This is a genomic window from Nocardia sputi (assembly GCF_023501985.1).
The window spans coordinates 35962-58224 of the sequence record NZ_JAMFLC010000014.1 but is presented as its reverse complement, the minus strand read 5'-3'; the positions used below and the strand labels follow the sequence as shown (position 1 = coordinate 58224).

The window sequence follows — 22263 nt, the reverse complement described above, 5'->3', positions numbered from 1 at the left end:
AGGCAGCCGAGGGAGATCCATGCCACAGCAGACCGCCGTCGTCGTTCTCGCAGCCGGTGCCGGGACGCGGATGCGGTCGAAGACCCCCAAGGTGCTGCATTCGCTGGCCGGTCGGAGCATGCTCGCGCACGCGCTGCATGCGGCGAACGAGATCGACCCCGCGTACCTCATCACCGTGGTGGGGCACGACCGCGAACAAGTCGGCGCGGCGGTGACCGCGGTGGCCGACGACCTGGGCCGGGAGATCGCCCCCGCGATCCAGGAGCAGCAGCTCGGCACCGGGCACGCGGTGCAGTGCGCGCTGGCCGCCCTGCCGGTCGGCTTCACCGGCGACGTACTGGTCACCTCCGCCGACGTCCCGCTGTTGGACGGTCACACGCTGGCCGCGCTGCTCGACGAGCACCGCAGCTACGCCGAACGCCCCGCGGTCACCGTACTGACCTTCGTGCCGGAGGACCCGAACGGCTACGGCCGCATCGTCCGCGACGCGGACGGCCAGCTGGCCGAGATCGTCGAGCACGCCGACGCCACCCCGGAACAGACCGCGATCACCGAGGTGAACTCCGGTGTGTACGCGTTCGACGCCGCGGTGCTGCGCACCATGATCAGCCGTCTGTCCACCGCCAACGCCCAGCACGAGCTGTATCTGACCGACGTGCTGCGCCTGGCCCGCGAGGCGGGTCACCCGGTGCACGGCGCGCGGCTGGTCGACGCGGCCAAGGTCACCGGCGTCAACGACCGGGTGCAGCTGGCCTCGGCGGCGCGAACGCTCAACCGCTACATCCTCGAACGCCACATGCGCGCGGGTGTCACGATCATGGATCCCGCCTCCACGTGGGTGGACGCCAGCGTGCGCATCGGAAGGGACGCGGTGCTGCGGCCCGGTGTCCAACTGCTCGGCAATACGGTCATCGGCGAGGACGCCGAGGTCGGCCCGGACAGCACGCTCACCGACGTCGTCGTCGGCGACGGCGCCCGGGTGATCCGCACCCACGGCGAAGGCGCGACCATCGGTCCGAAGGCGACCATCGGTCCGTTCAGCTACCTGCGTCCCGGCACTGTCGTGGGCGACGAGGGCAAACTGGGCGCTTTCGTGGAGACCAAGAACGCCTCGATCGGGGCGCATTCGAAGGTCCCGCATCTGACCTACGTGGGCGACGCCACCATCGGCGAGCACAGCAACATCGGTGCGTCCAGCGTCTTCGTCAACTACGACGGCGTGAGCAAGCACCACACCGTCGTCGGCTCGCACGTGCGCACCGGCAGCGACACGATGTTCGTCGCGCCGGTGACGGTGGGTGACGGAGCCTATACGGCGGCGGGTACTGTACTGCGCAGAAACGTTCCGCCAGGGGCTCTCGCGGTGTCCGGTGGACCGCAGAAGAACATCGACGGCTGGGTGCAGCGACACCGTCCAGGGACGGACGCGGCCCGCGCGGCGGCGGAAGCCATCGCGGCCAAGGAGATGTCGGGTCAGGCAATAGAGCAAAAGGATGGCAATCAGCAGTGACCGCGTCATGGATCGATAACCAGAAGAACCTGATGCTCTTCTCGGGACGCGCTCATCCTGAGCTGGCCGAGCAGGTCGCCAAGGAACTCGACGTCCACGTCACCCCGCAGATCGCACGGGACTTCGCCAACGGCGAGATCTTCGTCCGGTTCGAGGAGTCGGTCCGCGGTTCCGACGCCTTCGTTCTGCAGAGCTTCCCCGCACCGCTGAACCAGTGGCTGATGGAACAGCTCATCATGATCGACGCGCTCAAGCGCGGCTCGGCCAAGCGGATCACCGCGGTGCTGCCGTTCTACCCGTACGCCCGCCAGGACAAGAAGCACCGCGGCCGCGAGCCCATCTCGGCCCGCCTGGTGGCGGATCTGCTGAAGACCGCGGGTGCGGACCGGATCATCACCGTCGACCTGCACACCGACCAGATCCAGGGCTTCTTCGACGGCCCGGTCGACCACATGCACGCCCAGTTGCAGCTGGCGGAGTACATCCGCACCAACTACAGCCTCGAGCACATCACCGTCGTGTCCCCCGACTCCGGCCGCGTGCGCGTCGCGGAGAAGTGGGCCGACTCGCTGGGCGGCTCGCCGCTGGCCTTCATCCACAAGACCCGCGACCCGCTGGTGCCCAACCAGGTGAAGTCCAACCGCGTGGTCGGTGAGGTCGAGGGCCGCACCTGCATCCTGATCGACGACATGATCGACACCGGCGGCACCATCGCGGGCGCGGTCAAGGTGCTCAAGGAGGCCGGCGCCGGTGACGTGGTCATCGCCGCGACCCACGGCGTGCTGAGCTCGCCCGCCGCCGAGCGCCTGGCGAGCTGCGGCGCCAAGGAGGTCGTGGTGACCAACACCCTGCCGCTGACGGAGGAGAAGAAGTTCCCGCAGCTGACGGTGCTGTCCATCGCGCCGCTGCTGGCCCGAACCATCCGCGAGGTCTTCGAGAACGGCTCGGTCACCGGCCTTTTCAACGGCAACGCATAAACGAACACATCGCGAGAACGGCGGCTCGGACTTCGGTCCGGGCCGCCGTTGTCGTATGCGCGTTAGCCGCGCCGATCGGTGGGGATACTGAGGGTATGGACCGTGACCCGCTGGAAACCGAGATGGGGGATGACGACCAGGAGGACGAGATCCGCGAGTATCAGCGCAACATCGAGGATCCGCCCGACGACCTGCGCATCCGCTACCACGAGGACGAGGACGACGGCAGGCTCGGCATCGGCGACGAGCTGGATCAGGAGTGGACACCGGGCGACGGCCGGGCCGAGGACGACGAGGCCGACGACCGGTCCGCCGAGGTGGCCGCTATCGAGATCGTCGACGACGAGGACCTCTGAGACCCCGCCCGCCTCGACGCGCCACACCGGCGCAATCGAGGACGACGCCGCGTTCACCGTGGTAGGCATAGGTTGCGTGACCGGGACGATACGAGGAGGGTGCGATGAGCACGCCGAAGGATCCGGAGCACACGAACGACGAGCCGCGGCCGTCGGAGTCGCCGTCGTCGCCGAAGCAGACCGGGGACTCCTCCGGTGACGAGCCTGCCCAGCCGCTGACCGGCGCCGCTCCGGCCCAGACACCTGGCGGACAACCCACCGAGCACGACCCCGCTGCCGCGCGGCCGCCGGAGACCGAGCCGGGGGCCGCGGACCAATGGTGGCAGCCGGGCGGCACGCAGCACGCGGGCCGGCTGGGTGGCCAGTGGGGAGCCGAACCCAGCGGCCAGCCCGCCGAACCCCAGCCATGGGGCGCCGACGGCCCGAGTGGTCAACAGTCCTGGGGCGCCGAACCCGCCGCGCCGGAGGACCCCTTGTCCGGCTCCGCGCCGCAGCCCCCGCCCGACGAGTCGACGCAGCGGTTCACGCCGGACGACCACACGCGATACGGGTCAGGTGGGCAATCGCCTTATCCGCCCACCGGGCAGCCCGCCGACGCCCAGGAGCCGTATCCGCCGACCGGACAACCCCAGTACCCGGCGGGCGGGGTGTACAACTATCCGGCGTCCGGGCAGCAGCCGCAGTACGGTTACCCGTCCTACCCGCAGCAGGGCTACGAACCCTATGGCACACCACCGAGGCAGCCGGGAAGTCAGGTGTACTCGATCATCGGGTTCGTCTGCGCGGTCACCGCGGTGCTGTTCTGCCCGATCCTCTTCGGCCCGGCCGGGATAATCCTGGGCGTCATCGGACACAACAAGGGTGAATCGCTCGGCAAATGGGCAGCGATCGCGTCGGGCGTCGGCATGGTGATCGGCTTGGTCGTAGGGTTCGCCGTGTTCGGCGGAGACCTCACCACGTAGATTCTCGGTATGCGTCTCTTCGGTGACACCAGCTCGGCGGGTGCGCGAGCATGACCGGATTCACAGGCTTTCCGCTGGCGGGGCTGGACTTCTACGAGGACTTGGAAGCCGACAACTCCAAGGCGTTCTGGACCGCGCACAAGAAGATCTACGACGAGTCGGTGCTCGCGCCGATGAAAGCGCTCGTAACCGATCTCGAACCGGACTTCGGACCGGCAAAGATCTTCCGGCCCTACCGGGACGTGCGATTCGCCAAGGACAAGTCGCCGTACAAGACCGCGCAGGGCGCTGTGGTGCGCGCCGCGCCGGGCGTGGGCTGGTACGTCCAGATCAACGCCGCGGGCTTGTTCGTCGGCGGGGGTTTCTACCAGGGCTCGCCCGACCAGCTCGCGCAGCTGCGCGCCACCATCGATGACGAGGTGCGCGGACCGGAACTGGCGGCGATCCTCGCGGAACTCGCCCACGCGGGCTACACCATCGACGGCGAGAAACTGAAGACCCGCCCCAAGGGCTACGACGCCGACCATCCGCGCATCGACCTGCTGCGCCACAAGTCCATCACCTGTGGCAAGGAATTCGGCGCGCCCGCCTGGCTGGAAACCCCGCGCGCGGCGAAGGAAATCCGCTCCGCGTGGGAGACTATGCGGCCGCTGGTCGAGTGGCTCGCGGCGGTGGTCGGCGGCGTGCCGTCGTAGTGACCGCCGCCGACGGGAGCGCCGTCAGCGCCGCCCGGCGAGGACCAGCGCGAAGCGATCGTCCGGATCGGTCCACACGTGTCCGGTGTCGAAGCCCGCGGCGGCGAGTTCGGCGTCGAGGCCCTCGACCCGGAATTTCGCCGAGATCTCGGTGCGTATCTGTTCGCCGCGGCCGAAGCGCGCGGTCAGATCGAGGTCGCCGACCGTGACGGTCATGTCCTCGCTCGCCTCCAGCCGCATCTCTATCCACTCCCGCTCCGCGTCCCAGACCGCGACGTGCCGGAACTTCTCCGGCGCGAAGTCGGCGCGCAACCGGGCATTCAACACGTGCAGCACGTTCCGGTTGAACTCGGCGGTCACACCCGCCGCGTCGTCGTAGGCGGGGACGAGCACCGCCGGGTCGGTGACCAGCCCGGCTCCGAGCAGCAGTTGCTCACCCGGTTCGAGCACGTCGTGGATCCTGGCGAGGAATGCGGACCGCTCCTCGGGGACCAGGTTGCCGATGGTGCCGCCCAGGAAGGCGATCATTCGGCGTCCGCCGCGCGGCAGGGTGTCCAAGGTGCCGGTGAAATCGCTGACCACACCGTGCACGGCCAACCCGGGAAACTCGGTCGCGACCTCGTCCACCGCGGCGCGCAGCGCCGTCGATGAAACGTCTTGCGGCACATATGTCTTCAACGGCCCACGGGCGATCGACGCGGTGAGCAGCAGGCGAGTCTTCGCCGCCGATCCCGCGCCGAGCTCGACGAGCACCTCGGCCTGGGCGGCGTCGGCGATCTCGTCGACCACCCGATCCAGCAGCGCGCGCTCGGTGCGGGTCGGATAGTACTCGGGCAGCTCGGTGATCCGCTCGAACAGCTCGCTACCCCTGCCGTCGTAGAACCATTTGGGCGGCAACCATTTCGGGGTAGCTTCCAGGCCGAGCCGGGCGTCCGAGCGGAGCGCCGCGTTCAGATCGTCTTCGGTGAGGTGGATGTCCAGCGTGGCTGCGGTCATGGCTGGGCCTTTCGGGTCAGAGGAGGGCGTCGACGGACAGCGTGCCGGGCTTGGCGCTGACCAGGCTGCGGTCCGGGATCGATCGCCAGCGTGGGTCGTCGTCGAACGGTTCGGAGGACACGAGTGCGAAATCGTCGGTCACCAGCACCGACAGGGAGTGGGAGCAGGTGGTCGCCCACAGCTGCGCGCCATCGGAGAGCAGCAGATTCAGGCGTGCCTCCGGCGCCCGGCCGAGGATCGCGGACACGAGCAGCCGCAGCGCCGCCGGAGCCGCCGACCACTCACCGTCCGGGGAACTGGTCGACAGCAGATCGCACAGCAGCACCCACAGTGTGGCGGCGTCGGTGGCCGATTCCGCCTCCAGCAGCCGCGCCGGGGTGAACAGATCCTCGGCGCCCAGTTCGGCCGCGATGAGCGCGAACTCGCCGGCCACGCCGGTGAGGGTGCGACGCCAGTCCGGAACCACGCCGTTGTGACTGAACGCCCAGCGGTCGCGGGTGAACGGCGCGCACGCGGACCGCTCGACCGGCATGCCGACCGTCGCCGACCGCACCGCCGCGAGCACGGCGGCGGACTCCAGCTGCGGCAGCACCTCGTCCACCGCCGGGTCGGTCCAGATCGGCGCGGCGTTGCGGTAACGGCTGGCGGTGACCGTTTCGTCCGCCGCGACGCGCCACCAGGCGACGCCGAAGCCGTCGGCGTTGATGGTGCCGCCGTGGCGCATGTCGCGCGGGGCCCAGGCCTGGGTGCGCAGTGAATGGGAACCGAGGGTCAACATCTCGCCCACCCGCACCGGCGGACCGACGTAGCCGAGGTGTCTACACATCGGCATCCACCGCGACGACCGTGGCCGGGCAGGGGCCGCCTGCCGCGTCGCTGCGGCCTTCCGGCCGGCACGCGGCGTGTCCGCGGTCGCTCACTCGCCTTCTCCCGGCCGCAGGTCTCGCGCCAAGCGGAACCCGGCGAAGATCTGGCGGCGGACGGGGTGGTCCCAGTTGCGGAAGGTGGCGCGGCAGGCCACCGGATCGGTGCCGAAACAACCGCCGCGCAGCACCCGGTAGTCGCCGCCGAAAAACACCTCGGAGTACTCCCGGTACGGGAACGCGCGGAATCCCGGGTACGCCTCGAAGCCGGAGGCGGTCCATTCCCACACGTCACCGATCAGCTGGTGCACACCCGCGGGGGACGCGCCTGCCGGATACGCGCCGACCTCGGCGGGCTCCAGGTGACGCTGCCCGAGGTTGGCGGTGGCGGCATCGGGATCGGCCTCGCCCCAGGGGAAACGGCGCGACACGCCGGTGGCCGGGTCGAACCTGGCCGCCTTCTCCCACTCCGCTTCGGTGGGCAGGCGCTTGCCTGCCCAGTTCGCGTAGGCCTCGGCCTCGAACCAGCACACGTGCACTACCGGCTGCCGAGGCCGCAGCGGGGTCATCACCCCGAAGACCCGCCGCCACCAGCGCCCGGACGGATCGCGCTCCCAGAACTGCGGCGCGACCAGGCCCGCCTCGACGCGGTGCGCCCAGCCACGCTCGGACCACAGTTCGCGCCGCTCGTAGCCGCCGTCGTCGACGAAGGCCAGGTACTGCTCGTTGGTGACCGGCGCGGCGTCGATCGCGAAACCGGGCACCAGGGCCTGATGGGCGGGGCGCTCGTTGTCCAGCGCCCACGCGTCGGTCGAAGTGCCCATGGTGAATTCACCCGCCGGGATGACGACTTCCCCCGTGACCGGCGCCGCCGAAGTCGGCGCCGCGGGCGCGGAGAGCACGGCGGCTCCCGTGCGCAGCTGATGGGTGGCCAGCATGGTCTCGTCGTGCTGCTGCTCGTGCTGAGCGATCATTCCGAACGCGAAACCGCCGTCGATCAGTGGACGACCTCGTAAGTCGCTGCGCTCCAGCACATCGAACACTTTGTCGCGCACGGCGCCGACGTAGCCGCGGGCTTGCGTGGGGTCCAGCAGCGGCAGCGTGGGCCGGTTCGCGCGGGCGTGCTTGAAGGCGTCGTAGAGTTCGTCGATGTCGGCGCGCACCGGGTCGCGGCCGCCGACATCGCGCACGAGCCAGAGTTCTTCCTGGTTGCCGATGTGTGCGAGGTCCCAGACCAGCGGGCTCATCAGCCGCGAATGCTGGGCCACCAGTTCGGCTTCGTCGACACAGTCGGTGAGGGTGAGGGTGCGCTGTCGCGCGCGGGTGAGGACGTCGGCGATCCGGTCGCGGAGCTGTTCGGTGCCGGAGTTGTCGGTCGGGGCGGAATGCGAAGTGGTCACGGGAAACGTCTCCGGAGTTCGTGCTGATCGGCGGCCGCGCGGCCGCGGGTGTCGGTGCCGCGGCGGGCGCTTCGGCTCACGCCGGCCTGGTCGGCCGGGACGCCGTCGGAAAAGAGCGGGTGCATCGTCGTCACGGGGCCGCTCCCGGAGGCTCGGAGCCGTTGCCGGTGTCGTCGTCGGTCGGGGTCCGACCACGGTGACATCGTTCGGCGGCGACTCGGACGGCGCGGGCCGCCTCGTCGGTCGCGGTGTGCTCGGCCGCGAGCCGCAGCAGGGCGACCGCACCGGCACGGATGTCCGGATCGGCCAATCCGTAGCGAGCGGCGTCGACCCAGCGACCGGCCAGCGGCGCGGCGATCGAGCTCGCCTCGGCGACCACCGCGGGGCTGGACATGAGCCCCTCGAACACGTGTACCGGAACGGTCCACATGTCACCGGGCTGGGCGTCGATGTAGCGGACTTCCAAGTGGCCCGAGGCACGCACCGGAGGGAACAGCGTGGTCAGGTGATAGTCGAGGTCGCCGGTGTCCGGGCGGCGGCCGACCTCGTCGTCCAGCGCGCCGGACAGCCAGTCGGCGAATGTCGCTCCGGGCGGTGCGGACCATCCCTCGTCACCGTCACCGCGTTCGGTGGTCCCGCCGGGCCCGCGCACGCACAGCAGCGGCACGTCCAGCGCCCATCTGCCGTACGCGGCCACCGGATCGGTCCAGTCCAGCACCGGCGGGCGGGTGCGCATGTTGTCCAGCCGCAGCCATGCCCGCATGCGCTGGGACGCCCACGCGCCGGGCGGTGCGCCGCGCAGGGAGGGTGAGCAGGCGAAGGCGGCCAGCAGGGCCGGGCCGACGGCGTTCAGGGCGGTCCAGCGTGCGGTGACGTCCGCACGGTCGGCACCCGCGTCGACACTGACCTGGGTCGCCGCGGTGTTGCACATCATCAGCTTGCCGAAAGGACCGATGCCGCCGAAGGAGCGCTCCATCGCGCGATAGCGCGGCAACTGAAGCAAGCGTTTGGGGCGGCGGTCCGCGTCGGCGGCGACGGAAACGGTGCGAATGGACCGGGAAGCGAGAAGTTCCCGCAACAGGCGGGCATCGTCACGCAGCCGCTCGCACAGCTGCGCGGCAGCGCCGTAAGGGGCGCTGGAGAGTTCGATCTGACCTCCGGGTTCGAGTGTGACCCGGCTGCCCCCCGGCAGCGCGAGCGCCGGCGAATCAGGGGCGATGGACCGTGGTGCGTACGGTCCGAGCGCGTCCGCCAACATCGACAGCTGGGGGCGCGGAGCGGCCGAAGGGCCGGACGCCGAACACTCACCGTGCACCGTGAGCCACTCGAGTTCGGCGCCGATGAGGGCCGGTGGCCCGAGCTTGAAGCACACCCCCCCGATGTAGGCCTCCGCCGCGGCCCGGGAGGAAAGTTCTCCCTGCTCGGTGGCACAACCAGCCGACTCAGAACGCTCGAGCGTCACCGCCATGCCGACCTCCAGTGGGCTCCGGGACGTAGTCCGCTGCTCTTCGATTATCGCCATTCGGCGCCGTCGTATTCCTCTCGCGGGCCGAAATTCGCGTGTGGCGATCCATCCAGCGTAGCCACGCGGACCGACAAGAAACTGACATGAAGCCGAACATTCGACCCGATAAGGTCGGCTCCATGCTGGATGACGATCGCGTACGAGCCGACACTCCCGGATGCGCGTCCGGGCCCGGACCAGGCCCGGTTTTCCTCGACAGCGCCGGGTCGTCGCTGCCGCCCCGGGTCGTCACCGAGACCGTTGTCGCGCACCTGCGGCGGGAGGCGGAGATCGGCGGCTATCGCGCCGCGAACGAACGGCTCGATGATCTCGCCGAGGTCAAGACCGCGATCGGCGCGCTGATCAACGCCGAACCGGAAAGCATCGCGCTCAGCGACAGCGCCACCCGCTCCTGGGCGGACTTCTTCTACTCGGTACCACTCGCCGCGGGCGACCGCGTCCTGGTCTCCGAGGCCGACTACGCCAGCAATGCCATCGCCGCCCTGCAACGCGCCCGAGCCACCGGCGCCACGGTGGAGAAGATCCCCAGCGACGGCAGTGGGCAGATCGACCTCGACGCGCTGGAGGCGTTGGTCGACGAACGGGTCAAGCTGGTCTCGGTGCTGCACGCGCCGACCAACGGCGGGCTGGTGAACCCCGCCGCCGAGGCGACCCGGATCGCGCACTCCGTCGGCGCGCTGGTGCTGCTGGATGCCTGTCAGTCCGCCGGGCAGCTGCCCTTGGACGTGGCCGAGCTCGGTGTCGACGCGTTGTCGGCCACCGGTCGCAAGTGGCTGCGCGGCCCGCGCGGCACCGGGTTTCTGTATCTGCGGCCGGAATTGGCGCGGTCGATGGAGCCCGGACGGCTCGACCTGCACGGCGCGGAATGGACCGGTCCGAGCGACTACCGGCTCGCACCGGATGCCAGCCGCTTCGAGTTCTGGGAATGCGACGTCGCCGGCCGCCTCGGCCTGGGCGCCGCGGTGCGATACCTGCTCGAGCTGGGCCCGGAAGACGTCTACGCCGCGATCGCGGCCCGCGCCGAGCACCTGCGCAAGGCGCTGCCGGAGATTCCCGGCGTGACGGTGCGCGACCTCGGCATCCGGCACAGCGGCATCGTGTCCTTCACCGTCGACGGCGTCGACCCCGTCGAGGTGCGCGACCGGCTGCTGGCGCAGGACATCACGGTCACGGTCAGCCACGCCGGCTCGACCCTGCTGGACATGAACGGCCGGGGCCTCGCCTCCGTCGTGCGCGCCTCGCCGCACTGCTTCGTCGGCTTCGACGAACTCGATCGCTTCGTCGCCGCGGTGGCCTCGCTGTAGACCGCGCCGCACCGCCCGACCCCGGTCCGACCTGCGCCCCCAGAAAGGGGGTTAACGCCGCGCCGCGATGGCGGGATAGTTGGGGGAGGCCGATTCCCGGCGACGGTGGTGATGGAGGAGTTGACGTTGAGCAGGTTCACCGACGAGATGTATGCCACGGCGCAAACCTCCGAGCGCGGACTGGTCACCGGCGAGCCGGGTGCCCCGCTGCGGCGCACCTGGTCCGAAATCCACCGGATCGCCCGGCGTATGGCGGGCGGGCTGGCGGCAGCGGGCATCGGGCACGGCGACGCGGTCGGCGTGCTGGCAGGCATGCCGGTCGACATCGCCCCGGCCTGCCAGGCCGTCTGGATGCGCGGTGCGTCGATCACCATGCTGCACCAGCCGACCCCGCGTACCGACCTGGTGGTCTGGGCGCGCGACACCGAGACGGTGCTGACCATGATCGAGGCGCGCGCGGTCGTGCTCGGCGCGCCGTTCGAGGCGGCCGAGCCGCTGCTGCGCGAGCGCGGCATCACCGTGGTCCGCATCGACCAACTGCCCGACAGTCCCGACATCGATCCGGTGCCCACCGCCGAGGGCGATATCGCCTTGCAGCAGCTGACCTCCGGGTCGACCGGCTCGCCCAAGGCGGTGCGGATCACGCACGAGAACTTCTTCGTCAACGCCCACGCCATGTTCGACCGGGTGAAATTCCAGCTCGGCGACGACGTGATGGTCAGCTGGCTGCCGCTGTTCCACGACATGGGCATGGTCGGATTCCTCAGTGTGCCGATGCAGTTCGGCGCCGAAGTGGTCTGCGTGACGCCGATGGACTTCCTCACCAGGCCGCTGCTGTGGGCCGATCTGATCAGCAAGTACCGCGGAACCGTCACCGCCGCACCGAATTTCGCCTATTCCCTGCTCGCCAGGCGGCTGCGGCAGGCCGACGACGGCGCGTTCGACCTCAGCAGTGTGCGCTACATGTGGAACGGCGCCGAACCGGTCGATCCGGACACCATGGACGCCTTGGCCGAGGCAGGCAAACGCTTCGGGCTCAACCCGATGGCGCTCACCCCCGTCTACGGCATGGCCGAGACCACGCTGGCCGTGTCGATCCCCGATCCCGGTCACGGGCAGGTGCTCGACGTGGTCGACGCCGACCTGCTCGAGGCGCTCGGCAAGGCGGTGCCCGTGCCGGAGGAGCACGGGCATCCCGCCAACATCCGCCGATTGCCCACCCTCGGCTATCTGGTCGACCAACTGGAGGGGCGGGTCGTCGACAGCGAGCGCCAGCCGCTGCCCACCCGGTCGGTGGGCGTGATCGAATTGCGCGGTCCCGCCGTCACTTCCGGGTACGTGACGGTGGATGGTTTCCAGTCGGCCCAGGACAGCGAGGGCTGGCTGGACACCGGCGACATCGGCTACTTCACCGACGAGGGACTGATCGTGGTGTGCGGCCGGATGAAAGACGTGATCATCATGGGCGGGCGCAACATCTATCCGACCGATATCGAGCGCGCGGCCACCAGGGTGGCGGGCGTGCGCCCCGGGAACGCGGTGGCGGTGCGCTTGGACGCGGGCCAGCACCGGGAGAGTTTCGCCGTGGTGGTGGAGAGCAACAGCCACCAGAACCACGAAGAGGTCAGGCGCATCGAGCGCGAGATCGTGCACTCCGTCTTCGCGGAGGTCGGCGCGCGGCCGCGTACCGTCACCGTGCTCGGACCCGGCGCGCTGCCGAAGACTTCCTCCGGCAAACTGCGCAGGGCGGCGACCGCGATCCATCTGCCGCGCGGATGATCGGCGCGGTCGCCGCGAACGCTGTCGCGTTCAGTGCAATTGATTCTGCGCGGTCTCCAACCCGACGCGCAGCAGCAGTTCCACCGCGTCGGCGGCCTGCTCGATGATCACCGGCACCTCTTTGCGCTCCGGCGCCGCGAACGGCTTGAGCACATAATCGGCCGGATCCTGCCTGCCCGGCGGGCGGCCGATGCCGATGCGGGTACGCAGGTAGTCCTTGGTGGTCAGGGCGCTGGAGACGGAGCGAAGACCATTGTGCCCGCCTTCGCCGCCGCCGCGCTTGAGCCGGATCGCCCCGAAGGGGAGGTCGAGTTCGTCGTGCACGACGATCACCTCGGTCGGCGGCACGGAGAAGAACCTCGCCAGCGCGGCCACCGCCCTGCCGGACAGGTTCATGAACGATCGCGGCTTGGCGATCAGCACCTGGCGCCCGTCCAGCCGGGCTTGCAGCAGGTCGGCGCCGGATTTCTTGTGCACACCGAAACGGCCGCCGACGCGCTCGGCGAGCACGTCGGCGACCAGGAAACCGACATTGTGCCGGGTGCGCTCGTACTCGGGACCGGGATTACCCAGTCCGACGACGAGCGCGGGCCCGGCGGACGATTCGGTGTTACTCAGCGCTCTCGCCCTCGGCCCCTGCCTCGCCCTCGGTGGACTCGGCGGCCGGGGCGGCGATGACGTTGACGATCAGGATCTCCGCGTCGGTGGCCAGGCTGACACCGGCGGGCAGCTCCAGCGCGCCCGCGGTGATCTGGGTGCCGGCCTCGACGCCCTCGACGGAGACCTCGATGGACTCGGGCAGCTTCATCGCGTCGGCCTCGATGGAGACGGTGGTGGCTTCCTGGGTGACCAGGGTGCCGGGAGCGGCTTCGCCGGTGATGGCGATGTTCACGTCGGCGGTGACCTTCTCGCCGCGCTTGATGATCAGCAGGTCGGCGTGCTCGATGTAGCGACGGATCGGGTGCACCACGACGGACTTGGTCAGCGCGAGCTGCTTCTGGCCGTCGATGACGAGGTTCAGCACCGCGTTGGTGCCGTGCTCACGCAGGATGGCGGCGAAGGCCTGGGCGTTGACCGACAGGTGCTGCGGGTCGGACTGGTGGCCGTACAGCACGGCCGGGACGTTGCCCGCACGACGGGTGCGGCGGGCGGCGCCCTTGCCGAACTCGGTACGTACGGATGCTTCGAGAAGGTTGACGTCGGACATGACTGGATCTACTCCTACGGCTCTTCCGGGCTGGTCAATTACACGTGAGGTGTTCCGCACACCTGACGGGGTGGTCTATTCGTCGGGGCGAAGACCGAACGAGGACGGCCGGAAGCCGAGCCGCGTCGATCACGGTGTCGCAAATCTGGTCTGCGGTCACCCTCGCCGAGACAACCCGAACACCATACCCCAGCGCAGGGGCGCTCTTTGAATCGGGTGGTCACCCGCGGTTCGGCTCGCGCTCGGGCGCGTCGCGTACGCTGGCGTGGTTGCCGATCGGTCGTCTGCGAAAGGTTGTCTGCGTTGAGCGCCTCCCCCGAGGGTGTTGTCGCGCCCGCACCGCGCGGGTTACCCGCCGAGGTCGCCCGTCGGCGGACGTTCGCGGTGATCTCCCACCCCGACGCCGGCAAGTCCACGCTCACCGAGGCGCTCGCCCTGCACGCCAGGATGATCTCCGAGGCGGGCGCGATCCACGGCAAGGCCGGGCGCAAGTCCACCGTCTCGGACTGGATGGAGATGGAGAAGGCGCGCGGCATCTCGGTCAGCTCGACCGCGCTGCAGTTCAACTACCGCGTCGAGGGCTCCGACGTCGACAACGTGATCAACCTGGTCGACACCCCCGGCCACTCCGACTTCTCCGAGGACACCTATCGGGTGCTCACCGCCGTCGACGCCGCGGTGATGCTGATCGACGCGGCCAAGGGCTTGGAGCCGCAGACGCTGAAGCTGTTCCAGGTGTGCCGCCACCGTGGCATCCCGGTGATCACCGTGATCAACAAGTGGGACCGGCCGGGCCGGGCTCCGCTGGAACTGCTCGACGAGATCGATGAGCGGATCGGCCTCACCCCCACCCCGCTGTTCCTCCCGGTCGGCATCGCGGGAGATTTCCGCGGCCTCCTGCGCCGCGGCCCGGACGGCGTCCCGCTCGAATACATCCACTTCACCCGGACCGCGGGCGGCGCGACCATCGCGCCGGAGGAGTCGCTCACGCCCGAGGCCGCCGAAGCGCGCGAAGGCGAGCCGTGGACGACCGCCGTGGAAGAGAGCGAGCTGCTCTCGGCCACCGGACAGGATCACGACCAGGAATTGTTCCTCGCCGGGCAGACCTCGCCGGTCATCTACGCCTCCGCGATGCTGAACTTCGGCGTGCGGCAGCTGCTGGAAACCTTGGTCGCGCTCGCACCGGCCCCGGGCGCGCGGCCAGACGTCGACGGCAATCCGCGGCAGCCCGGTGACCCGTTCAGCGCGGTGGTGTTCAAGGTGCAGGCGGGAATGGACGCCGCCCACCGGGACCGGCTCGCCTTCATGCGGATCGTGTCCGGCGAGTTCGAACGCGGCATGGTGGTCACCCACGCGCAGACCGGGCGGCCGTTCGCCACGAAGTACGCGCTGACCGTATTCGGCCGCGAGCGCGCCACCGTCGACACCGCCTACCCGGGTGATGTCGTCGGCTTGGTCAACGCGACGGCGCTGGCTCCGGGCCACACGCTGTTCGTGGACAAGAAGGTGGAGTTCCCGCCGATCCCGTCGTTCGCGCCGGAGCACTTCGCCGTGCTGCGGGCGCGTTCCGCGGGCAAGTACAAACAGTTCCGCAAGGCCGTCGACCAGCTCGACTCCGAGGGCGTCGTGCAGGTGCTGCGCAACGACATCCGCGGCGACGCCTCCCCCGTCCTGGCGGCCGTCGGCCCGATGCAGTTCGAAGTGGTGACCGCGCGCATGCTCACGGAGTTCAACGTGGAGACCACGATGGAGCACCTCGGTTACACGCTGGCCCGGCGCACCGACGCCGCGTCGGCGGACGCACTCGGGCGGCAGCGCGGGGTGGAGGTGTTCACCCGCTCAGACGGCGCGCTGCTCGCGCTGTTCAGCGACAAGTGGCGGCTGCAATACATCGAGAAGGAGCACCCGGCGCTCACCTTGGAGCCCCTGGTCGCCACCGCCGACTGAGTCAGCCTGCCTCGGACTCCGGCCGCAGCGGCGGCACGCCGGGGTCGCGTTCGACCGAGGAGATGCCGTCCTCTTTCGCGATCAGGCCCCAGCGGCTGGAGGTCAGGCGCAGGCTGGGCAGGTCGCTGAGGGACAGCACCACTTCATAGGTGCGTTCGTAACCGGTGTGCGAGATCCGCCAGCGTCCGTCGTCGCAGCGGACGTAACGGTCGGTGTAGAAGGCCGCGCCGCGCAGCAGCATGTTGTGGCCCGGTATGAGGACCGTGTCGGCGAGGTACCACGTACCGTTGGCGGTGTCGCCCTCGACGTCGATCTCGGGGTGGTCGCAGCGATGCTCGGTGATCACGTGCGGCCCGAGCGTGTTGCGCATGAACGCGATGAACGCCTCACGGGATTCGAACTGGAGATATTCGCTGTAGGTCGCGGTCGCCTCCGGAATCATGGTGTCCGCGAAATCGTCCCACGACTTGGTGTCGAGTGTGCGTAGGTACCGGTACTTCAGCCGGGAGATCGCCGATACGTCGTCCACCTCCCGCTCCTCGTTGCCACGGCCGCGACCCGACCGCGGATCGTCGCGCACCTGTCCGAAGTCGATCGGGCCCGCGTCGAAGCGCAGCCGCCCATCGGCGCTGTCGCCGGGATCGCGCTCACCGGTGCTCGTCGCCCGCCGACCGCGCCCCTGACCCGTCCCGCCCGGGTCGATGTCCTGTTCGCCCGGCTCCGGTCCACCGGGATCGATTCCCACCCCGCCGCGCTCCTGCCGGCCCGGGTGCAAACCCGGGTCGTCGCGCTGCTGTCCACCGGAGCCAGTGCCCCGGTCGTTCCGCACTTGCCCAGCGATGCCCAAACCCGGGTCGCCGCGCCCCTGCCCGCCGATTCGCTGATCCATACCCTCAACAATCCCATCCCGAGTGCCGGATTGGGAGACTTGTATCAGATTGCTATCACGGTAAGGGGAAACATTCCGGCGAAGATCAACTCGGGATGTCAGCTTCCGATGGTGAAGCAGGTGCGGCAGAAGTCCTCGCCGAACTCGGTGAGCCGGAGACTCTTGCGGACGATCTTCGGCGCCCGGCCCGCCTTCTTCAGCGCCGCCTCCACCACCGGCTGCACCTCGAGCACCATGTACCGGCTCAGCACCACCGGATCGTCCGAGGTCAGCGTCAGGCCGAGGCGGTTGAGGTTGATCAGGTAGGACCGCGCGCGGTCCGGGTAGCGCACGCCCGCCTGCTCCGGGACCGAGGTGAGATCCCCTTGCACCAGTTCCGAGCCGATCCCGAGCGGACGGTTGGTGCGCACGTCGACCGACGGCTGCGGGCCGTTGAGCGCCATGAAGCGCAGGATGCGCGCCTCGTCGGGAGCGAGCTGGTCGAGGATGCGGTCGTAGGCCGGGTGCACGTCCTCGGTGAAGTAGACGTCGGCCGACCTGGCCAGCAGCGCGTCACCGCGGCGGCGCAGTTCCTCGGTGCTCGCCGACCGGAAGTAGGAGCCGACGGCCAGCGCCTGCTGCGAGGCGGGACCGTTGGAGGTCGGGACGTAGCTGACGATTTCCCGGACCGAGCCCTCGGTGACGCCCAGCGCGCTGCGGGCGATGGAACGCAACGCCTTTCCGGTCCGCTCGGCGATCTCGGCCGAGGATTCCCCGTCCAGCGCCGCCTGGGTGATCTCCTTGGTGACCTCGTAGGTCGTGCCGACCGCCCACTGGCTTCCACGCGCCACGGTGCCCGCGGCCAGTCCGGCCGCGCGGAACACGCCGCGGATCAGCCGTGCCTCATTGCTGATCTGCCGCTGTTCGACATCCGAACTGCGCTCGACGGCGCGGGAAGCGGCACGGGCCACGTCCTGTCCGGTTCTGTCGTCTGCCACGTTTTCTCCGATGTCGCCGGGTGAACGAATCCGTCCCACAGATTACTTCCCCTTGTGTCGCCGGTCATTCGCACCACCTGACTCGGACAGTGCGACCGGCACGCGGCGCGCAATAGCGTTTCTTCGTCGAGGGGGTGCTAGTTTTGGGTGCCGGTGAGGCGGCGATCACCGGTGTATCGGCAGGAGGGTGTCGTGTTAGAGAGCGTATTCGGAATCCACCCGACGATCCTCCTCGAGCTCGTGACCATACCCCTTTTCACCGGGGTCATCGGCTACATCACCAACTGGACCGGCGTGCTCATGCTGTTCAAGCCGGTCGCCTTCCACGGTGTCCGAGTTCCCGGCCTGCGCGCACTGTATCCGTTCCTTCCCAAACGAATTCAAGTTCTCCCACTGCTCAGCTACGACGGCCGATTCGGCTGGCAGGGCATCGTCCCGTCGCGCGCGGACAAGATGGCCAGCATCGCGGTCGACAAGGGTCTGGCCAAACTCGGCAGCGTCTCGGACTTCTACCGGGAACTCGAGCCGGACAAACTGGCCGAGCATCTGGCCAGCATCGCCGACGCGCAGATCAAGGACATCGTCGAGGACATCCTGCGCCGGGAGCATCCCCAGCTCTGGTACAACCTGCCCGCCCAGGTGCGCGACATGGTGCACGCCAGGGTGCGCCAGCAGTTGCCGGAGATCCTGCGCGAGCTGACCGAGGAATTGGGCGCGAATATCGATCAGCTGCTCGATGTGAAGCAGATGGTGATCCGCTACTTCCAGGCTCGGCCGCATCTGCTCAACACCCTGTTCCAGGTGCTCGGGGCAAAAGAACTGCGATTCATGCAGAACTTCGGTTTCTACTTCGGCGCGCCGATGGGCGCGCTGCTGGTCGCCGCCCTGCATCTGACCGGCTGGTCCAGCCTGGTGGTACTGCCGATCGGCGGCGTGATCATCGGATGGGTGGTCAACTGGATCGGCATCAATATGATCTTCGCGCCCGCTTATCCGAAGTGGTGGGCGCCGTGGCGGCAGGGCCTGCTGATCAAACGCAAGTCCGAAATCACCGACGGATACGCGGAATTGGTTTCCAGCCAGGTGATCACCGTGGCGAATATCGGCGACGAGTTGCTCAACGGCCCGCGCTCGGACCGCACCATGCAGATGCTCGAGGACACGCTGCGACCGGCCGCCGACCGCGCGCTCGGCCCCGCGCGACCCGCGGTCAAGTTCATGCTGGGCAGCCGCGAATACGACTCCTTGCAGTCGACCTTCACCAGCGAAGCCATGGCCATCGCGCCGATCGCGTTCGCCGACCCGGAGTTCAACGTCCGCCAGGGCAGGCAGATCAACGAATACATCGCCAGGCAGATGGCGATGCTGTCGCCACCGGATTTCGTCGACATGCTCCGCGCGGCCATCAAGCAAGACGAGTGGCTTCTTTTCGTCCATGGCGGCGTGCTGGGGCTGTTCGCCGGATACGCTCATATCCTGATCTTCGGAACGGGAGTGGCGACATCATGGCTGTAGCGGATCCGGACGACGGCGATCTCGAGGCCGTCGAGCACAGCGATGCGACGGAAGCGAACGCCGAGCCGTCGCACGACATCGCTCGGCGGCCCGCTTCCGACATCGCTCGCACCGACCGATCCCCGAGGCGTGCAACGGTTCCCGTGGCCACCGTGCGTGCCGCGACTGGCGTCGCCCGGGTCGCCTGGAGCGCCGTCACCGAGGTGACCTCCTGGAGCGTCGGCACCGCGGTCGGCGTCACCTCGACCGTGGTGCGGCGCAGCATCGAGGGAGCGCCGCCGCGAGAAGTGTTGGCCGAGGCCGAGGCCGAGGTCCGCGACGCGATGCGCAAAGCGCTCGGCCTCCCATCCGCCGCGGAACCGCCCGGGCAGGAAGCCGTGCCCACGCTGCGCGAGCAGGGCGCCGCGCTGTTGCGGTTGTCGGCCAGCCCGCACGGCGAGGACGACAACCACCCGGCCTTCGCGGGCATGCTCGCCGAGCTGACCCCGGACGAGGCGCGCATTCTGCGCTTCCTGCGTCTGGACGGTCCGCAGCCCTCGATCGACATCCGCACCGGCCGTCCCCGCGCGCTCGGCTCCGAACGCCTGGGCTCGATGCTCACGCTGATCGGCGAGCACGCCGGTTTGCGCTTCCCCAATCGGATCCAGCAGTACCTGACCAACTTGCGCAGGCTCGGCCTGGTCGAGCACGCGCGCGAGCCGGTCGGCAATCCGAACCGGTACCAGCTGCTGGAGGCGCAGTCGCCGGTGCGAGAGATCCTGAAGCGGTCCGGTTTCGGCACCAAGGTGATCTATCGCAGCGTGGTGCTCACCGACTTCGGCGCTGACTTCGTGCGTACCTGCCTGCCCGTGGTGGTGCAGGACGGCCGCGCCTCGGGGCACTAGGCTCCCCAGCCGCGCAGCGCCAGCTCGGCCACCCCTCGTAACTCGTCGCGGCTCGCGCCGTCCCGCGCCGCCTGGGACATGCCCTGCATCACCGTGCCGACGTAGCGGGCCAGAGTCCGCGCGTCCAGGTGGTCGGGCAGGACGCCGGCGTCGATGTCGGCCTGGATCCGCGCGGCGAAGGTGTCGATGTTCCGATTGCGCATGTCGCGCAGGAGATCGGCGATCTCGGCGCTGGTGGTGTTGACGCCCGCGCTGATCACCAGACAGCCGTGCGGGCAGTCCGTCCGGGTGTACTCCGTCGCCGCCTCCCGCAGGATGCGCCCGACCGCTGCCCGGGCGCTGCCCTCCTCGGCGAGCGCCCGCGTGACGAATCCGCCGTAACGCCCCCCGAAATTCGCGACCACCTCCTCGAACAGCGTCTTCTTGTCGCCGAACGCGGCATACAGGCTCGGTGCGCCGATGCCCATGGCCGCGGTCAGGTCGCCGATCGAGGTGGCCTCGTACCCGCGCGCCCAGAACAGCCGCATGGCTTTCTCCAGCGCCGCGTCCCGATCGAAGGATCGCGGCCGTCCCCGGGTCGTCGTACCCATATCGACATTCTATAGCGATCACTAGACAATGTGCTACCGTGTTTTTCTGTAGCGACCGCTAGAGAAAGGGGTGCGCGATGGGCGCACTGACTGGAAAGACCGCCTTGGTGACCGGAAGCAGCCGGGGCATCGGCCGGGCGATAGCCGAACGGCTGGGCAGCGACGGCGCGCGGGTGGCGGTCCACTACAACAACGATGAGCAGGCCGCGAAGGAGACGGTGTCCGCGATCGAGGCGGCGGGCGGCGCGGCCTTCGCCATTCGGGCCGAACTGGGCGTGCCCGGTGACGCGCGGGCTCTGTGGGCAGCCTTCGACGCGCACGCCGACGGGCTGGACATCCTGGTGAACAACGCGGGCATCGACGGCATCCGGGAGCCGATCGCCGGAACCGACGAGGCGGCCTTCGACCGCGTCTTCGCGGTCAACGCCAAAGCGCCCTTCTTCATCACTCGCCTGGGCCTGGACCGGCTGCGTGCCGGCGGCCGGATCGTCAACATCTCCACCGGCCTGACCCACGGGGCGTACATGCCGCAATTGATCGCCTACACCATGACCAAAGCCGCGATCGATAGTTTCACCACCGTGCTCGCCAAAGAGGTCGGCGCCCGCGGGCGCCCGCGGCATCACCGTGAACGCGGTGGCGCCGGGCATCATCGACACCGACATGAACGCGAACTGGCTCCGCAATGCCGAAACCCAGGCGGAGGTGGCGGCGATGTCCCCGCTCCAGCGCGTGGGGCAGCCCGCGGACGTGGCCGACGTCGTGGGGTTCCTCGCCTCCGACGACGCGCGGTGGGTGACCGGGCAGTGGATCGATGCCACCGGCGGCGGACTGCTGTAACGCGCGGAGTTCGCTCAGCCTTCGCCGGCTCCCCCGACGTGAGCCACACCGACGGCATCGCCCGGCTACTCCCATTAGGCTTGAGCACCGTGCTGTCAGTAGTGCCGAGTCCCGTCACCGTGCGGGCGCCGTCGAAGGTGAACCTCCATCTCGGAGTGGGCGACCTGCGGGCCGACGGCTACCACGACCTGACCACGGTGTTCCAAGCGCTGTCGCTGAGCGACGATCTGGAGATCGCTCCGTCGGCTTCACTGGCCGTGCGGGTCACCGGAGAGGGCGCCGCGGACGTGCCGACCGACCGGACGAATCTGGTGTGGAAGGCGGCCGTCCGCCTCGCACATCTCGGCGGCCGCGCTCCCCTGGTCGAAATCGCCATCGCCAAAGGCATCCCGGTAGCCGGAGGCATGGCGGGCGGCAGCGCCGACGCCGCCGCCGCGCTGGTCGGGCTGAACGAGCTGTGGGACCTGGGACTGTCCAGGGAGGAACTCGGCGCGGTGGCGGCCGAACTCGGCAGCGACGTCCCGTTCGCCCTGCACGGCGGCACCGCGCTGGGCACCGGCCGCGGCGAACGCCTGCTGCCGGTGCTGTCGCGCAACACCTTTCACTGGGTGCTCGCCTTCGCCAAGGGCGGCCTGTCCACACCGGCCGTCTTCGCCGAACTCGACCGGCTGCGCGAGCACGGGCGACCGCCTCGGCTCGGCGAGCCGCAGCAGCTGATGCAGGCCTTGGCCTCCGGCGACGCGCACCAGCTCGCACCCCTGCTCGGCAACGATCTGCAGGCGGCGGCGCTGTCGCTGCGGCCGGAACTGCGCCGCACCTTGCGCGCGGGGGTCACCGCCGGCGCGCTGGCCGGACTGGTCTCCGGCTCCGGGCCCACCTGCGCCTTCCTCTGCGAGAGCGAGGAATCGGCGATCTCGGTGGCCGCCGAACTCGCGGGCGCGGGCGTCTGCCGCAGCGTGCGGACGGCCAGCGGCCCCGTGCCGGGTGCGCGCATTCTCAGCGGCGAGCCGTCCGGGAAGCACTGACCGTCGCACGTCCGGACGGGCG

20 protein-coding genes and 1 pseudogene are annotated in these 22263 nt (G+C 69.5%); 12 read left to right on the top strand and 9 right to left on the bottom strand.

Annotated elements, in window-relative coordinates; all coding sequences use genetic code 11:
- The first annotated feature begins 19 nt into the window (after nt 1-19).
- The 5 genes from glmU to M8859_RS18590 all read left to right on the top strand — a co-directional run bounded on the left by glmU (nt 20) and on the right by M8859_RS18590 (nt 4500).
- Complete coding sequence (gene glmU, locus M8859_RS18610) at nt 20-1510, top strand: bifunctional UDP-N-acetylglucosamine diphosphorylase/glucosamine-1-phosphate N-acetyltransferase GlmU (protein WP_159929188.1); 1491 nt, start codon at nt 20-22, stop codon at nt 1508-1510.
- Nucleotides 1507-2487, top strand: coding sequence for a ribose-phosphate diphosphokinase (locus M8859_RS18605; protein ID WP_249644606.1), 981 nt, complete (start codon nt 1507-1509; stop codon nt 2485-2487). The genes glmU and M8859_RS18605 overlap by 4 nt, the downstream gene beginning before the upstream one ends.
- Before the next feature lie 95 nt (nt 2488-2582).
- Nucleotides 2583-2843, top strand: a complete 261-nt coding sequence (locus M8859_RS18600) for a hypothetical protein (RefSeq protein ID WP_159929192.1) — start codon at nt 2583-2585, stop codon at nt 2841-2843.
- A gap of 104 nt (nt 2844-2947) precedes the next feature.
- Nucleotides 2948-3805, top strand: a complete 858-nt coding sequence (locus M8859_RS18595) for a hypothetical protein (RefSeq protein WP_249644605.1) — start codon at nt 2948-2950, stop codon at nt 3803-3805.
- 50 nt (nt 3806-3855) lie between these two features.
- Entirely contained in the window at nt 3856-4500 is a 645-nt protein-coding gene (locus M8859_RS18590; RefSeq protein WP_195139768.1) for a DUF2461 domain-containing protein, read from the top strand.
- A 24-nt stretch (nt 4501-4524) separates the two neighbouring features.
- Here M8859_RS18590 and egtD read toward each other — a convergent pair whose 3' ends face one another.
- From egtD to egtA, 4 genes are all read right to left on the bottom strand, one after another.
- Nucleotides 4525-5496 carry an L-histidine N(alpha)-methyltransferase gene (egtD, locus tag M8859_RS18585; protein WP_159929196.1) on the bottom strand — a complete coding sequence of 324 codons (972 nt, stop codon included), beginning with the start codon at nt 5494-5496 and terminating at the stop codon, nt 4525-4527.
- A gap of 16 nt (nt 5497-5512) precedes the next feature.
- Entirely contained in the window at nt 5513-6322 is an 810-nt protein-coding gene (egtC, locus tag M8859_RS18580) for an ergothioneine biosynthesis protein EgtC (RefSeq protein ID WP_159929198.1), read from the bottom strand.
- Between the two features lie 90 nt (nt 6323-6412).
- The gene (gene egtB, locus M8859_RS18575) at nt 6413-7759 is read right to left on the bottom strand and encodes an ergothioneine biosynthesis protein EgtB (protein ID WP_249644604.1); all 1347 of its coding nucleotides are present in this window, start codon (nt 7757-7759) and stop codon (nt 6413-6415) included.
- A 130-nt stretch (nt 7760-7889) separates the two neighbouring features.
- Complete coding sequence (gene egtA, locus M8859_RS18570; protein ID WP_159929202.1) at nt 7890-9227, bottom strand: ergothioneine biosynthesis glutamate--cysteine ligase EgtA; 1338 nt, start codon at nt 9225-9227, stop codon at nt 7890-7892.
- A 176-nt stretch (nt 9228-9403) separates the two neighbouring features.
- Here egtA and M8859_RS18565 point away from each other — a divergent pair, with 176 nt between their 5' ends.
- Entirely contained in the window at nt 9404-10588 is a 1185-nt protein-coding gene (locus M8859_RS18565; protein ID WP_159929204.1) for an aminotransferase class V-fold PLP-dependent enzyme, read from the top strand.
- A 126-nt stretch (nt 10589-10714) separates the two neighbouring features.
- Complete coding sequence (locus M8859_RS18560) at nt 10715-12367, top strand: fatty acyl-AMP ligase (protein ID WP_159929206.1); 1653 nt, start codon at nt 10715-10717, stop codon at nt 12365-12367.
- 30 nt (nt 12368-12397) lie between these two features.
- Here the strand turns inward: M8859_RS18560 and pth are convergent, their stop codons facing one another.
- A complete protein-coding gene (gene pth, locus M8859_RS18555) occupies nt 12398-12985 on the bottom strand; it encodes an aminoacyl-tRNA hydrolase (protein WP_159929308.1) in 588 nt (195 codons plus the stop codon).
- Nucleotides 12978-13574 carry a 50S ribosomal protein L25/general stress protein Ctc gene (locus M8859_RS18550; protein ID WP_159929208.1) on the bottom strand — a complete coding sequence of 199 codons (597 nt, stop codon included), beginning with the start codon at nt 13572-13574 and terminating at the stop codon, nt 12978-12980. Before M8859_RS18550 ends, pth begins: the two co-directional genes overlap by 8 nt.
- A 303-nt stretch (nt 13575-13877) precedes the next feature.
- Here M8859_RS18550 and M8859_RS18545 point away from each other — a divergent pair, with 303 nt between their 5' ends.
- A complete protein-coding gene (locus M8859_RS18545) occupies nt 13878-15521 on the top strand; it encodes a peptide chain release factor 3 (protein WP_195070945.1) in 1644 nt (547 codons plus the stop codon).
- A gap of 1 nt (nt 15522) precedes the next feature.
- Here the strand turns inward: M8859_RS18545 and M8859_RS18540 are convergent, their stop codons facing one another.
- A complete protein-coding gene (locus tag M8859_RS18540; protein ID WP_159929310.1) occupies nt 15523-16050 on the bottom strand; it encodes a nuclear transport factor 2 family protein in 528 nt (175 codons plus the stop codon).
- Between the two features lie 458 nt (nt 16051-16508).
- Nucleotides 16509-17387, bottom strand: a complete 879-nt coding sequence (locus M8859_RS18535; protein WP_159929212.1) for an Abi-alpha family protein — start codon at nt 17385-17387, stop codon at nt 16509-16511.
- 240 nt (nt 17388-17627) lie between these two features.
- On the opposite strand from M8859_RS18535, the gene M8859_RS18530 reads away from it, so the two are divergent.
- Together M8859_RS18530 and M8859_RS18525 are read left to right on the top strand one after the other, a co-directional pair.
- A complete protein-coding gene (locus M8859_RS18530) occupies nt 17628-18902 on the top strand; it encodes a DUF445 domain-containing protein (protein WP_223520691.1) in 1275 nt (424 codons plus the stop codon).
- Nucleotides 18893-19786, top strand: a complete 894-nt coding sequence (locus tag M8859_RS18525) for an Abi-alpha family protein (RefSeq protein WP_159929216.1) — start codon at nt 18893-18895, stop codon at nt 19784-19786. Before M8859_RS18530 ends, M8859_RS18525 begins: the two co-directional genes overlap by 10 nt.
- Here the strand turns inward: M8859_RS18525 and M8859_RS18520 are convergent.
- Entirely contained in the window at nt 19783-20376 is a 594-nt protein-coding gene (locus M8859_RS18520; RefSeq protein ID WP_159929218.1) for a TetR/AcrR family transcriptional regulator, read from the bottom strand. The two genes, M8859_RS18525 and M8859_RS18520, sit on opposite strands and share 4 nt — an antisense overlap.
- Before the next feature lie 77 nt (nt 20377-20453).
- On the opposite strand from M8859_RS18520, the pseudogene M8859_RS37295 reads away from it, so the two are divergent.
- Nucleotides 20454-20927 (top strand): annotated as a pseudogene (locus M8859_RS37295) (SDR family NAD(P)-dependent oxidoreductase); the annotation flags it as partial.
- A 378-nt stretch (nt 20928-21305) separates the two neighbouring features.
- A complete protein-coding gene (locus M8859_RS18510) occupies nt 21306-22241 on the top strand; it encodes a 4-(cytidine 5'-diphospho)-2-C-methyl-D-erythritol kinase (protein WP_159929222.1) in 936 nt (311 codons plus the stop codon).
- Nucleotides 22242-22263: the final 22 nt, after the last annotated feature.